Raw genomic sequence first — 13700 nt, 5'->3', positions numbered from 1 at the left:
CGGCTGCCGGTATTCTTACAAAACTTTTACAGTGACTAAACGGTACCCTCACACTTATCACCTATTATGAAAACGGTAATATGATGTGGAAAAGGGAAGTGAAGGTGATACCATGTGGATTTTGCTTTGCTCCATACTTGCCGCTTTGATAGCAATACTCGCTGTATCCTTCTTTTTCAGCACCCTTATTACGGTACCCAGAAAAGTGGAATATGAAAAAACGTACAGGCTCGGAGTAGAAAGCGGGGAAATCAATACAGAGCATTTTGAAAAAACGCCTAAAGAAGAATGGTTCATTGACTCCTACCATGGCTACAAGATTCACGGCATGTGGTTTCCTGTTGAGAACAGTAAAAAAGCGATTATTATTGCACACGGCATCACATGGTCGCTGTTCGGAAGCTTTAAGTACGTCAAAATGTTTCATAAACGGGGCTATCATGTTCTTCTGTGCGACCACAGATTCCACGGCCTGAGCGGTGGCACGCATACCTCATTCGGCTACTATGAAAGCGACGACCTGCACGCCTGGGTCGACCATATTTATGAAGAACTCGGATCATCCGCATTTGTGGGAATACTCGGCGAATCCCTTGGAGCGGCGTCCGCCCTGCAGTATGTGAAAAAAGATCCCCGTGTTTCCTTCTGCATTGCAGACTGCGCCTTCAGCGACCTGACCGAACTTTTGAAAACACGGCTCATGCTGGACTTTAAAATCAGATTTTATCCGCTCATCTACCTGACCAGCATGGTCACGAAGCTCAGATACGGGTGGGGATTTGAGGAAATAAAGCCTGCGCGCGATCTTGAGAACACGAAAACACCGATTCTCTTCATCCACGGTAAGGAAGATTCCTTTATCCCTGTCAACATGACCCTTGATATGTACAAAATGAAAAAAGGACTCAAACAGCTGTACCTGGTGCCGAAAGCCGGCCACGCCCAGGCGTTTCTAACAGACCCTGAAGGCTATGAAACTAAGGTACTGGAGTTTCTAAAGAAGATCGAGCATGACGGAGATGGAATAGCTGAAGTGGGGGGACGCTGAGGCGTCTTTTTTGTTTGGGAGGTTTGGTTGATGGCACTTATCTGGAAGAATAGAACCATCAAAAGACAGAATCCTCAGGTTGATGGCACTTATCAGGAAGAATAGAACCATCAAAAAGAAGAATCCACAGGTTGATGGCACTTATCAGGAAGAATAGAACCATCAAAAAGAAGAATCCACAGGTTGATGGCACTGATCCGGAAGAACAGAACCACCAAAAAGAAGAATCCACAGTTTGATGGCACTGATCCGGAAGAATAGACCTACCAAAACGAAAAATCTCCTGCTTGATAGCACTGATCCGGAAGAATAGAACCACCAAAAAGAAGAATCCACAGGATGATGGCACTGATCCGGAAGAATGGAACCATCAAAAAGAAGAATGCTCGGGTTGATGGCACTTATGAGGAAGAATGGAACCACCAAAACGAAAAATCTCCTGCTTGATGGCACTTATATAGAAGAATAGAACCACCAAAAAGAAGAATCCACAGGTTGATGGCACTTATCCGGAAGAATAGAACCATCAAAAATAAGAATCCACAGGTTGATGGCACTGATCCGGAAGAACAGAACCACCAAAAATAAGAATCCACAGGTTGATGGCATTGATCCGGAAGAATAGAACCACCAAAAAGAAGAATCCACAGGTTGATGGCACTTATCCAGAAGAACAGAACCACCAAAAAGAAGAATCCACAGGTTGATGGCACTTATCCGGAAGAATGGAACCATCAAAAAGAAGAATGCTCGGGTTGATGGCACTGATCCGGAAGAATAGAACCACCCAAATAGAAGAATCCTCAGTTTGATGGCACTTATATAGAAGAATAGAACCACCAAAAAGAAGAATCCTCAGTTTGATGGCACTGATCCAGAAGAATAGAACCACCAAAAAGAAGAATCCACAGGTTGATGGCACTGATTCAGAAGAATAGAACCATCAAAAAAGAAGAATCCACAGGATGATGGCACTTATCCGGAGGAATAGAACCATCAAAAGGGAGAATCTCCTGGTTCACCCCAGTCTGCTTAAAACGGATTATTCTGGGGAAAGTAGGGGTATAGATTCAGGAGCAATTATGAGAAAAGCAGGTGAGACAGTGTACGATTTGATTGGGATTGGGATTGGTCCATATAACCTTGGCATGGCGGCCATTTTGGAGGATCTGCCTGAGATTGAAGCGGTCTTTTTTGATAAAACGGATGAGTTTGTCTGGCATCCCGGCATGCTTATCGAGGGGACGGATCTGCAGGTGCCGTTTCTTGCAGATCTTGTGACGTTCTGCAATCCAAGGAGCAAATATACTTTTATAAACTATCTTCATGTACATAACAGGCTTTATCCTTTTTACTTTTTTAACCGGTTTGATATACCGAGGAGAGAATACAGTGAGTACGCGGCGTGGGCGGCAAAAGAGATCGAGAGCTGCCGGTTCGGTTCGTGCGTGACACATGTTGAATACAAAAAAGGGGCAACCCCGCATTATGAAGTACGTGTCAAAAGCAAGGAAGGCACCGAGGTATATCAAACAAGGCACGTGGTCATGGGCACCGGAAGCATCCCGCTGCTCCCGTTTGACACTGAGCTTGGAGAGGATGTCTTTCATTCCAGTAACTATATGTTCAAGCAGGAGTCGTTAAAGAAGAAAAAATCCATTACCGTCATCGGTTCCGGCCAAAGCGCCGCAGAGATTTTTCTTGATCTTCTCCAGTCTCAGGATCTGTTCGATTATGAGCTCAGCTGGTTTACGAGATCGGCAGGCTTCACTCAGCTGGAATCTGCCAAGCTCGGCCAGGAAGTATTTTCACCGGATTTTGTCTCCTATTTCCACGACCTGTCGTTTGAGCAGAGGCAGAAGGCGCTTCCGGAGCTTGAACAGCTTAGGAACGGCGTGGATAAAACGACGCTTGTTTCCATCTATGACCTGCTGTATCACCGTTCCATTCATGGAAAAGATGCGCGCGTGAAGATCATGCCGCTGACAGATGTGAACGATTTGAAACCGGACGGTGAAAAATATATTCTCAAATGCCATCAGTGGCAAAGCGATACAAGCTTTGATCATGGGACAGAAGGGATTGTATTTGCGACAGGCTTTAAGCCGAATATCCCGGAGTGGATTGAGGCTATGAAGGATGAGATCATGTGGGAGGATGAAAAGCTGTTCAAAGTTGAAAAGGATTTCCGGCTTGCCTTTAAGGACGGCAGGAAAGAACAAATCTACACTCTTACAAACCTTGAACACTCTCACGGGACAGGGGCAACAAATCTCGCGCTTTCAGTTGACCGGAACATGAAGATCATCAACTCGATTCTAGCCAAAGAACATTTTAAAGATCAGGGCAAAAACGTCTTTCAGCAGTTTACGCCATAAAAAGAAAGTCCCTTCCCGCACCCGGGAAGGGACTTTTCCTCATAAGACGATTACTTGCTGTTCAGCCTTCTGCGCTGAATGATGTAAAATACGCTTCCTGCAATCAGGATCCCAACACCCGTAAGAAGGATGTTGAATGAACTTGTTGCTGTATGCGGAAGGCCGTTTCCGTTGTTGTTTCCTTTATCAGCACCCTTGCCGTTTCCGGGGTTTTCTCCGCTGCCTGGATTATTTCCGTTCCCCGGTTTTTCCCCTGGGTTTTCGCCGGAATCAGCTGATTCAAGAACCGTAAACTCGCTGAAGTGGTCTGTATAGCCAAATACTGCACCGTCTTCATAAGATCCTTCAAGCTCGGTCAGTTCTTCTTTTTTGCGGTCTACATAATAGACTCTTGGATTCTCGGCATTTTCAACAAAGAAAGCAATACCGATTTCTTCTTTAAATTTCTTTACGTTTTTCCCGTCCTGAGTGATGGCGAAGTCATATGTGTCTGTCAGGGCATCTTCCACTTTTTCTGTTTTTGCGAAAGAAATGATGGTTTCTTTCTCATCCAGATTTGAAAGCGGGATGTCAAGACCTATTGCCTCATTGTTGAAGGACAGGCTTTCCTCTTTTGCTTTCAGAGCGGTCATTTGGTCTGCAGTAAATGTCATTTCAACTGAAGCAAATTCAGAGGTGCCGAAAAGATTGATCAGCACATCATTTGTGTGCTCGATGTATGGAATAAACGTGTCATCAAACGTCACAAACGCTTTACCGTCTTTTTCCTCAATTGTCGGCGTGAAGTATTCCATAATGCGGCCTTCGATTTCAGGGTTAACGGACTCTTTTTCTTCCAGCTGCTCAAGGAAGACTTCGTAGTCTACGAAGAAAAGATCCTCTGCATAAGTTGCTTCCTTGAAGACGTCATATCCGTCTCCGCCGGCTCCCATGAAGCCGTTTGTCGCGACTCTGTACGTTTTATTCAGTTCAATAGGAGAGTAAGAGCCGTCTTCGTTTTGAACTTGTACATTCATAATGCGTTCGCCAGCAGGCATTCCTTTAGAGAAAGCAAAAGTTACGCCTGCAACTTGAGGGAACTGTCCTTTGCCTTCTTCAACAGCGCTCACGCCGTGTTCGAGTGCAGCGACAATTTGTTCACCTGTTACATCCAGGACAAACAGTGTATTTCCAAATGGCATCACGGTCAGAACTTCACCGAGAGTGATGTCGCCTTCGTTAATGGACTCACGGATGCCTCCGCCGTTTGTGATGGCAAGCTGTGCGCCTTTTGCTTCTTTTGCTTTAGCAAGCATGCCGTCTGCAATGAGATTTCCAAGGTTTGTTTCTTTTGAACGGACATTTTCGCGTTTTCCGTCAAGTACCGTTTTTGTATGTCCGACAACTTTATCTTTAAAGCTGTTGATCTCTTCTTTGTATCCGTCAAGCAGAGCTTTTGCTTCCGGGTCTTCTTCTACTGTTTCATCAATCGCAATCAGCTCGATCGCTGATTCTTCAGGGAGAACAACTCCCTCGTCATTAAACGCGACATCAAGCTTTCCTAAGAATTTTCCATAATCCTGAACCTGGGCAACGATGGTCGGCGTTTGGTCTTCATCAACTACTTTTAACGTATCCACAAGGGTATGCGTGTGTCCGCCGATGATGACGTCAATGCCTTCTACTTTTTCGGCAAGCTCAAGGTCTTTCTGGTACCCGAGGTGGGTTAATGCAATAATCTTGTCCACCTTTTCGGTTTCTTCAATTGTTTTCACTGTTTCTTCAGAGGTTTTCACTGCGTCTTTAAAAACGATATTCTCGCCTGGGCTTGATGCTTCAGGCGAATCCTCTGTCGTCAGGCCGTAAACAGCCACTTTTTCACCGTTAACATCAAGAACGATGTAAGGATAAATCGCGCTTTCTTTTACTGAAGGATAGTCGCTTGGCGATTTAACCAAATCGCTTAATTTCGGTTCCTTGCTTACATCCACGTTCGAGCTGACGATCGGGAATTTGGCTTTTTCAATAAATGCTCTTAAGGCATCCGGACCTTTGTCAAACTCATGGTTACCGAACGTCATGGCATCGTACTGCATCATGTTCATAAACTCAACGTCGGCAAGGCCGTTCCATCTTGTAAAATAGAGATCTCCTGAGAAAACATCGCCTGCGTCAAGAAGGATGCTGTTTTCTTCTGCAGCGCGGACTTCTTTTACCTTTGTCACGCGGCGCGCCACATCGTCAAGATGAGCGTGCGTATCATTTGTATGCATGACCGTCAGTTTCCAGCTGTCTGTTGGAGGAGCTGTTGTGCCGCCTTTTAAATCAATCGTATATTTGGCAAAGCCGTCGGCTGCTTCACCCGCATAACGGATATTCGGTGTTTGCTCAGCAAGGTCTTTTGCAGCAGGTGTTGAAGTAAATACAGCTTGTGCATTGCCTTCTACAGGTGCAATCGACCAGTTGCCGTCGGCAGAAGGGTTGATTGTTTTTTCTTCCGAAATGTAATTCATCAGAGCCTGGCGGTTTTCGTCTGCAGAAATGTAGGCAATGTTTTCAGCCTTCATGTTCGGGAACCCGCCTCCGCCTGAAGCGCGGTAGTTATTTGTGACAATTAAAAATTCCTGCTCCGGGTTTACGTCTTTGCCTTCATATTTGAAGTTGATGATTCTGCTTGAATCCGGATTGACAATCTTTCCGTCTGCATTGTACTTAGCAGGCTTTGTCACATCAATCTGATACGTGACACCATCGATCACATCAAAATTATAAGATCTGAAGTTCGTGTCTAAAAGAGGCTGCTCGCCTTCTTTTGCAGGATCAATTTGATTGAACTGTCCGGCTGACATTTCGAGCCATTCTTTTACTTGTGATCCTTTAAGCTTAACAATCTGTACCGTATTGTCGTAGAGGTAGAGGTCGCCGATGTTCTTGATGGCGAGACTTCCTTTTGCAATATTTGTATAGTAGTCAACGCCGTTTCGGCCGCCTGATTTAAACGGTGCTGCTGCTGAGAGAATCGGCAGGTTCTGAAGAGCCGGGTTCTGCTCGGCAACCTTTTTCGCATACCACATCTGGGCATCGTTGACGATCTGGACAGACGGGTCGTCCTGAACAAGCGCAAAGAAGCTGTTAATCGGGGCTTCTGTTGTTCCGACCGGCTTTCTTACGTATTCAAGCGTTTTTTCGTGGACATCTTTAATAGATGCGGCAATTTTTTGATCTTTTGCTGAGACCGTAGTGATCGGCACGGCCTTTGACTGTGAGTCTGCTACCGACCAGTCGCCGTTTTGCTCAGTGAGCTTCAGGTCAATTACCCCTAGATGACTGCCCCAGTTTTTAGGCATGACAACAGGCACGCCGTTTACCGTTCCTTTTACATTATCAATAGAAGCGATGCCGTCATATTTTTTGTCGCCGGGGAAGATGCCGTGCTGATGGCCTGATACGATGGCGTCAATGTCTTTCACTTCTTTAGCCAGGTCGAAAACCATGTTTTCAGAGCCTGCAGAACTTGAAGCTGTTTCAATCCCGGAGTGAGCCATGACGACAATCAGGTCAGCGCCCTGGGCTTTCATTTCAGGAATGACTTTGTTTGCTGTTTCGACAATATCCTTTGTCACTACTTTTCCTTCAAGATGCTTTTTGTCCCAAACGTTTATTTGCGGCGGAACAAAGCCTGTGTAGCCAATCTTGACAAGATGTTTATTGCCGTTTGCATCGATCAGTTCTTTTTCCTGAATATCGTACTGCTTAAAGTACGGCTCGTTTGTTGCAGCATCGTAAACGTTCGCGCTTACGACAGGAAAATTCGTATTCTTAAGCGATCCTTTCAGATACTCAAGACCGTAGTTGAATTCATGGTTTCCAAGTGTGCCCGCATCGTAGTCAAGCGTGCCGAGCGCATCGAATATCGGGTTTGTTTTCGTGCCGGCCGCAATCTCTGCGCCAAGATTTTTGAAAACATATTCTCCGAGCGGATTTCCCTGGATCAGATCTCCGTTATCGACAAGGATGCTGTTTTTGGCAGAGCTTCTGTACTGATCAATCAGGACAGCTGTTCTGGCGAGCCCGTATGAAGCGGTTTCTTTATCCGAATAATAGTCATAATCCATGATGTGAGCGTGAATATCGGTTGTTTCAATCAGGCGAAGATCGACTGCCGCCGTCACCTCGGCTGAAGCTTTTGGGGCAGAGAAGGGAAGAATACTTAAAAAAACGAGAGAAGCAGCAAATGAGTGCAGGAATTTCTTACTGACTGTATTCGGTTTACTTTTCACAAACATCCACCTTTCGGAAATTTTCGCAACAGTTAAATTTTATAAATAATCTGTCTATAAAGCTATGAGTATTTTGTCTAATATTGTTAAATTAACGTAAATAATAGGAGAACAAAAGATTTAAAAATGGAAGAGTTTTGCAGGAGGATGGCCCTGTTTTAAGAGGAGATGACTGTGTTTTTTAAAAGAAGGCAGGTCATTAGTCTTAGAAGCGGAAAGGAATCTGCTCCATCAATCGACAAAAGCATCGTGTGTTTTATTTTTTTAGTAAAAGGGTAATTTATACACTGTCAATCAAATAGGAGGGTTCTAAACGATGAGTAAAAAAATCGCAGTAGTTATGACCGATCATTTTGAGGACTCTGAATACACAGATCCTGCAAAAGCATTCAAGGAAGCAGGACATACGCTGACAGTTATTGAAAATGAAAAAGGTAAAACAGTGAAGGGAAAACAGGGACAGGAATCTGTTAAGGTGGATGCGTCCATTGATGATGTAAAACCGGAAGATTTTGATGCACTGTTCATTCCAGGAGGTTTCTCACCGGATATCCTCCGTGCAGACGATAAATTTGTAACGTTCGCCAAAGCATTCATGGATGAGAAAAAACCTGTGTTTGCCATCTGCCACGGCCCGCAGCTTCTCATTACAGCTGAGACGCTGAACGGACGTGATGCAACAGGCTACACATCCATTGCCGTTGATTTGAAAAATGCAGGTGCGAACTTCCATGACAAAGAGGTTGTCGTATGCGGCAATCAGCTTGTCACAAGCCGTACACCGGATGATCTGCCGGCATTCACACGTGAATCGCTGAACCTTTTAAAATAATAAAAAAAACAGCCCGGGCGTAAAAAACGCACCGGGTTATTTCTTGTCTTCAGATTCTTCTTTTTCAGGAGGAGTTTCTTCTGAATCCCCCGCGTCAGGAAGAGGATCAATCGTAACGGCGTCCTCTGTATGAATGGCCGATTTTAATGCTACTATGACAAAAATGATACAGACGACCAATAATAAAAACAGCATGATTGTTGCAAGCCACCACATTGCAGCCATGATTCAGCCCCCTTTTTACACATATATGCAAAAGGGGACTGGCTTTAGAATCTTTTTCTTCGCAGGAGCTTATACTTTGCGGAGGTTGCCGAGCTCTTCAACGATCGCCTGCATTTCATTCGGCGAGAACGTGTTCTTTTTCATGACATGATCATATATGTCTTTCAGTTCTTCGTACATTTCCTCGTCAAAATGAGAAGGCTTGATGGCGCCGATATTGATGACGCGAAGCTTTTCTTTAATTTGCTCAATCATAAATTCTACGTTTTCAACCGATTTTTCAGACAGATTATTCAAATGGATTCATCCTTTCAGCTTGCCAGTGTAAGTATGATTTATTGTAACATGTTTTATATGGATGAAAGATGCTTATTCTTGAATCACTTATGAAAGAATAGAGAAAAGTACCATAAAGGCGGCATGTACACTCATACATATAAAATAACGTGCGGTTTATGGACATCACCCGGGAGGATATTGATGATTAAAGTAGTATTTGTTTGTTTAGGGAATATATGCCGTTCGCCGATGGCAGAAGGCATCATGAGACATTTAATCGAAAAGGAAGGCTTGAGCGGGCTTATTTCCGCTGATTCCGCAGGCACAGGAAACTGGCACATCGGGAAGGGGCCCCACGAAGGCACAAGGCGTATGCTTGAAGAAAATCAGATCAGCTTTGAAGGAATCGCTGCAAGACAGGTTTCAATGGCGGACTTGACGGAAAGCGATTATATTATCGCGATGGATAATGAAAATCTGGGTTTTCTCAGAAGGCTTGCCGGTTATTCTAAGACAGGATACGTCGGCCGGCTGATGGATTTTGTGCCGGATTCGGATATTGCGGATGTGCCGGATCCGTATTACACCGATAATTTTGAAGAGGTGTATGACATGGTTTATAACGGCTGCAGGCTTTTGTTAGACCGGATTATGGAAGATCATCATTTAAAAGAAGCGGGGGATATTGATGAGTGAATCGAACAGTTTGTTTTTAAAAGGTGTTTTTGCAGGTGCAGCAATCGGAGGAGCCATTACTCTCTTGCACAAGCCCACAAGAGATCAGTTTGTCCGGCAGGGAATCGCGCTGAAGGATAAAACAGCTGTCTACATTGAAAACCCGTCGCTCCTGACTGAAGAGATTAAAGAGCAGATTGACAAGGCGAGGGCCGTTGTGCAGGAAGCGAAAGACGATATTGATTTTATTAATGAAAAAATCAATGAACTGAAGGAAACAACTCCGCAGGTACTCCAAATGATTGAAGAAACAAAAGAAAGGTTTCTGACGGATAAATAAGCGGAGGAGCGTGCAGCATGTGAACGAATCCATCATCAGAAGTCTGATCAGGCGTTTTTCAAAAGACGAGCTGATTGGCCTCTCAGCAGAGCTTGCGTACTTTTTTCTGCTGTCTCTCTTTCCGTTTTTAATCTTTTTAATTACATTGATTGCTTTTTTACCTCTGTCCCAGGATGATCTGCTGAATTTCCTCGCGCAGTATGCACCGGGGGAATCAATCAAGCTGATTGAGAGGACTCTGACTGAAATCGTGGCTGGATCTAGCGGGGGATTGCTCTCCTTTGGGATCCTGGCCACTCTTTGGTCGGCGTCAAACGGAATCAATGCCATTGTCCGCGCATTTAACCGTGCGTATGAGGTGGAAGAAAGCAGGTCATTCATCGTGGCACGGGGAATGGCCATTCTTTTAACCATCGCGATGGTGTTTGTCATTCTTGTTGCGCTTTTGCTTCCTGTTTTCGGAAAAGAATTAGGTGTTTTTCTCTTTTCCGTGTTCGGTCTGTCAGATGCCTTTCTGGCGTTTTGGAACATGGCAAGATGGCTTGTGAGTGCCGTCATTCTGTTCATTGTGTTCACCGCTCTGTACTTTTTTGCGCCGAATAAACGGCTGCATATTAAGGATGTTTTTCCGGGTGCTGTGTTTGCAACAGTTGGATGGGCTGTGGTCTCGTTTGCTTTCTCTTATTATGTATCAAGCTTCGGAAACTACAGCGCCGCTTACGGAAGCCTCGGGGGAATCATCGTCTTGATGATCTGGTTTTACTTGTCCGGCATGATCATTATGCTTGGCGGTGAGCTGAATGCCGTTCTTTATTCCCGGAAAAAACAAACGTAGCTTTCCAGTGATTGTGACTCATACTCACCGGCTGTCAGTGAGACAGTAATGGAGAAGACCCAGGTCTTCAAACTACAGCCGGGATGGTGACCAATCATGACAAAGCATACGAAAAAGGGCGGAAGCCACACAAAACAAAGCTCGAAAAGCAAGCCGCAGAACAAGACAAGCGGAAGTGCCAACGGGCAGAACGGCTACCATTAACATAAAAAAGCAAACCGCATGGGGCGGTTTGCTTTTTTGGTGTGTTTTGATTACTCACTCCATTGAATGTAAGAGTGGTAAGCCAATGTATAGATATGCTCAATGTCCTCATCTGTCATGTACATAAGCGTTTCTGACTCGATATCCTTCATTTTAGCGATAAACTCGATCATATTTTTGCGTTCCTGTCTTTTCATTTCACTCATCCTCCTGTTTTTGTTTGTTATGATACAGTTTGTATTTGTTAATGCTATTATATAACAGACAATTCAAAATGTTCAACCTATATTTTAAAAAAACCGCCAATTTTTTTGATTGGCGGTTTGATTTATGTTTAAGAAAGTATATTGTTCTGTACATTGATGTCTAGCTCCAGCACCCAGCTCCTCTGCCAGAACAAAATCCCCCAAAAAGTCAAAATAGGACTTTTCGTGTGATTTTTTATCTGTCTATCGGAGCTAAACGGGCGCTTCCGCTTTTCTTATGAACTAACAGGTTCAAACTTCTTCTGCCTGTAAAAGGCGAGCGTTATGAAAATAAGCAGCAGGATAAAGCTGACGACGTGCAGGAAATTGGCTGAATCCACGGTTTCAATGTAGAGCCCGCCTAGGAAAGGGCCGGATATGCTGCCGATGCTGAAGAAAATTCCGCAGAGCAGATTGCCCGCCGGCAAAAGGTTTTTAGGCAGAAGGTCAGCCATAAAACTGATGCCTAGAGAAAATGTCGATCCGACCATCATGCCTGCAGTGAAAAAGCAGATCATGAGCGGAACAAGGCTTTCCGCAAAGCTTGCCGCCATAAATGCAGCGAAGCCGGACAGCATGACAAATAAAAGAGTGTTTCTTCTGCCATACCGGTCGCTGATCATGCCAAGCGGCAGCTGAAAAAGAATGGCGCCGACGGCGAACGAAGTCAGGATAATGGATACAGATGCGACATCAATGCCAGTTCTGAGAGCATATACAGGGTAGTTGCCGTTCAGAGAAGCTTCAAGAAATCCGTATCCGAAAGTCGGCAGGAAGGCAACCCACGCTATACGTGATGCTTTAGCAAATCGTTTAGCTGTTCCAAAGAAAGAGGTTGAGCCTGTATCATGCTCAGGAAAGTCGTTTCTCAGGAAAAAGACGAATGCCCAGGCAATCAGACTGATGCTGCCTGATACGATAAACGGCAGGGACGTATTGATTTCTGCAAGAGGGACCATCAGCGGTCCGGCCGCAAATCCAAGTCCGAAAAACAGGCCGTAAAGCGAAATGTTCCGACCTCTCCGTTCTTCGGATGAAATCGATGTAATCCATGTCTGGGTGGAGAAATGGAGCATGTGGTCTCCAACGCCAATTAAAAGCCTCAGCAAAAACCAGAACCAGAAGGACTGAAACCATAAAAAGCCGAACAGGCTCAGCGCCACCATGAGTCCGCCGACAAGGATCAGCGGCTTAAAGCCGAATTTCTTAAGAGGTCCTTCCATGAATGGGGACGCAAGCAGCACCCCTATATAAAGTCCTGTCGCATGTAGACCGTTTAAAGAGGAGGAATATCCTTCTTTTTCAAAAATAACGGCAATCAGGGGCAGCAGCATTCCTTGAGAAAAGCCTGAGATGGCAACAATGCTGACTAAAATCGCAAATTTGAATTTTGACATGAGGTTGACTCCTAACTTGATTTTCCATCCTGAATGTTACACGCATCTTTCCATGCAGACAAGCACATTTCTTTTTCCTCCCGAGAAAATTCAGTATGATGGCAAAAAAGAGAGGATGATCCAATTGGAATTTAAAATGAGGGAAGTTGGCTTTTCCGCAGAATTTGAATACGGGGAACTGCATGTGGCAGGGAACGAAGACTACGGGTTCCGTCCGTATCAGCTGATGGTCTCATCGATTGCTGTCTGCAGCGGAGGTGTTCTTCGCGGAATTCTTGACAAGAAAAGGCTTGAGGTAGAGGATATCACGATTCAGGCATCCGTGAAACGAAACGAAGAGGAAGCAAACCGCATTGAGAGCATTGCCATTCATTACGTCATCAAAGGAAATGATTTAAAAGAAGAAAAAGTGGATGGGGCCGTGAAACTTGCAAGAAAAAATTGCCCGATGGTGCGTTCCGTTGAGGGAAGTATTGAGATCACCGAAACATTTGAAATCAAAAACTAAGACCGTGCGCATGCACGGTCTTTTTGCTTACATTTTGATGACTTCAGGCTCGCTTCCTGCCTTTTGGTAATACCGGATCGAAGAAGGCTGAATCTTCAGCAGCACATAATTCGGGTCATCCGGACCGGAAATCCACTCTTTCAAATCCTCCTGCCAGAATTTCTTTTTTAGCTCGGCAGATTCTTCAAAAGATGCTGTTCCCTCAACCTCTGCGTATTCATTGTTCCATCCGCTGCCTTCAAGCCCCAAGAGAACATGGACATTCGGATTGCTTTCAATGTCATCTGCTTTGTGCGTTTCTTTATTGGTTGCCGTGTACAACGTCAAATCTTCGTGGAAAAACAGCATAAATCTCGAGAATGGCTTGTTCTCGCGAATGGTCGCAAGTGTTCCGATTTTATGGTCTTTGAGCATTTGAATGACTCTTTGTTTTGAATCGCTCATAACTATCCACTCCTTTCATATCTATCATTAA

Annotated in this window: 13 protein-coding genes; 7 read left to right on the top strand and 6 right to left on the bottom strand. The window is 44.7% G+C overall.

What is annotated here, in order from left to right; genetic code table 11:
* Positions 1–112: 112 nt before the first annotated feature.
* Together MHB63_06020 and MHB63_06015 are read left to right on the top strand one after the other, a co-directional pair.
* The gene (locus tag MHB63_06020; GenBank protein ID MEK3806134.1) at positions 113–1048 is read left to right on the top strand and encodes an alpha/beta hydrolase; all 936 of its coding nucleotides are present in this window, start codon (positions 113–115) and stop codon (positions 1046–1048) included.
* A gap of 1103 nt (positions 1049–2151) precedes the next feature.
* Complete coding sequence (locus MHB63_06015; GenBank protein MEK3806133.1) at positions 2152–3426, top strand: SidA/IucD/PvdA family monooxygenase; 1275 nt, start codon at positions 2152–2154, stop codon at positions 3424–3426.
* Positions 3427–3476: 50 nt separating this feature from the next.
* Here MHB63_06015 and MHB63_06010 read toward each other — a convergent pair whose 3' ends face one another.
* Positions 3477–7685, bottom strand: coding sequence for a bifunctional 2',3'-cyclic-nucleotide 2'-phosphodiesterase/3'-nucleotidase (locus MHB63_06010; protein ID MEK3806132.1), 4209 nt, complete (start codon positions 7683–7685; stop codon positions 3477–3479).
* A gap of 316 nt (positions 7686–8001) precedes the next feature.
* On the opposite strand from MHB63_06010, the gene MHB63_06005 reads away from it, so the two are divergent.
* The gene (locus MHB63_06005; protein MEK3806131.1) at positions 8002–8517 is read left to right on the top strand and encodes a type 1 glutamine amidotransferase domain-containing protein; all 516 of its coding nucleotides are present in this window, start codon (positions 8002–8004) and stop codon (positions 8515–8517) included.
* 36 nt (positions 8518–8553) lie between these two features.
* Here the strand turns inward: MHB63_06005 and MHB63_06000 are convergent, their stop codons facing one another.
* The gene (locus MHB63_06000) at positions 8554–8742 is read right to left on the bottom strand and encodes a hypothetical protein (GenBank protein ID MEK3806130.1); all 189 of its coding nucleotides are present in this window, start codon (positions 8740–8742) and stop codon (positions 8554–8556) included.
* A 69-nt stretch (positions 8743–8811) separates the two neighbouring features.
* The gene (locus MHB63_05995) at positions 8812–9039 is read right to left on the bottom strand and encodes a DUF1128 domain-containing protein (GenBank protein MEK3806129.1); all 228 of its coding nucleotides are present in this window, start codon (positions 9037–9039) and stop codon (positions 8812–8814) included.
* A 183-nt stretch (positions 9040–9222) separates the two neighbouring features.
* On the opposite strand from MHB63_05995, the gene MHB63_05990 reads away from it, so the two are divergent.
* Genes MHB63_05990 through MHB63_05980 form a run of 3 tightly spaced genes read left to right on the top strand, consistent with a single transcriptional unit; the run spans position 9223 to position 10871 of the window.
* The gene (locus MHB63_05990) at positions 9223–9717 is read left to right on the top strand and encodes a low molecular weight protein-tyrosine-phosphatase (GenBank protein MEK3806128.1); all 495 of its coding nucleotides are present in this window, start codon (positions 9223–9225) and stop codon (positions 9715–9717) included.
* Positions 9710–10036, top strand: coding sequence for a YtxH domain-containing protein (locus tag MHB63_05985; protein ID MEK3806127.1), 327 nt, complete (start codon positions 9710–9712; stop codon positions 10034–10036). Before MHB63_05990 ends, MHB63_05985 begins: the two co-directional genes overlap by 8 nt.
* A 19-nt stretch (positions 10037–10055) precedes the next feature.
* Entirely contained in the window at positions 10056–10871 is an 816-nt protein-coding gene (locus tag MHB63_05980; protein ID MEK3806126.1) for a YihY/virulence factor BrkB family protein, read from the top strand.
* A gap of 254 nt (positions 10872–11125) precedes the next feature.
* On the opposite strand, the gene MHB63_05975 is transcribed toward MHB63_05980, so the two are convergent.
* Both MHB63_05975 and MHB63_05970 read right to left on the bottom strand, forming a co-directional pair.
* Entirely contained in the window at positions 11126–11272 is a 147-nt protein-coding gene (locus MHB63_05975; protein MEK3806125.1) for a BH0509 family protein, read from the bottom strand.
* A 284-nt stretch (positions 11273–11556) separates the two neighbouring features.
* Positions 11557–12717, bottom strand: a complete 1161-nt coding sequence (locus MHB63_05970; GenBank protein ID MEK3806124.1) for an MFS transporter — start codon at positions 12715–12717, stop codon at positions 11557–11559.
* Between the two features lie 124 nt (positions 12718–12841).
* On the opposite strand from MHB63_05970, the gene MHB63_05965 reads away from it, so the two are divergent.
* Complete coding sequence (locus MHB63_05965; protein MEK3806123.1) at positions 12842–13225, top strand: OsmC family protein; 384 nt, start codon at positions 12842–12844, stop codon at positions 13223–13225.
* A 27-nt stretch (positions 13226–13252) separates the two neighbouring features.
* Here MHB63_05965 and MHB63_05960 read toward each other — a convergent pair whose 3' ends face one another.
* Complete coding sequence (locus tag MHB63_05960; GenBank protein ID MEK3806122.1) at positions 13253–13669, bottom strand: pyridoxamine 5'-phosphate oxidase family protein; 417 nt, start codon at positions 13667–13669, stop codon at positions 13253–13255.
* Positions 13670–13700 lie beyond the last annotated feature (31 nt).

The organism is Bacillus sp. FSL H8-0547, from assembly GCA_038002745.1.
Lineage (GTDB): Bacteria > Bacillota > Bacilli > Bacillales > Bacillaceae > Bacillus_P.
The sequence above is the reverse complement of the archived record's forward strand: the minus strand, read 5'-3'. Positions and strand labels throughout refer to the sequence as shown.

What these genes read in the sequence shown, in the direction of transcription:
- MHB63_06020 (MEK3806134.1), top strand. Translation starts at nt 113, where the DNA reads ATGTGGATTTTGCTTTGCTCCATACTTGCCGCTTTGATAGCAATACTC.
- MHB63_06005 (MEK3806131.1), top strand. Translation starts at nt 8,002, where the DNA reads ATGAGTAAAAAAATCGCAGTAGTTATGACCGATCATTTTGAGGACTCT.
- MHB63_06000 (MEK3806130.1), bottom strand. Translation starts at nt 8,742, where the DNA reads ATGGCTGCAATGTGGTGGCTTGCAACAATCATGCTGTTTTTATTATTG.
- MHB63_05990 (MEK3806128.1), top strand. Translation starts at nt 9,223, where the DNA reads ATGATTAAAGTAGTATTTGTTTGTTTAGGGAATATATGCCGTTCGCCG.
- MHB63_05985 (MEK3806127.1), top strand. Translation starts at nt 9,710, where the DNA reads ATGAGTGAATCGAACAGTTTGTTTTTAAAAGGTGTTTTTGCAGGTGCA.
- MHB63_05975 (MEK3806125.1), bottom strand. Translation starts at nt 11,272, where the DNA reads ATGAAAAGACAGGAACGCAAAAATATGATCGAGTTTATCGCTAAAATG.
- MHB63_05970 (MEK3806124.1), bottom strand. Translation starts at nt 12,717, where the DNA reads ATGTCAAAATTCAAATTTGCGATTTTAGTCAGCATTGTTGCCATCTCA.
- MHB63_05960 (MEK3806122.1), bottom strand. Translation starts at nt 13,669, where the DNA reads ATGAGCGATTCAAAACAAAGAGTCATTCAAATGCTCAAAGACCATAAA.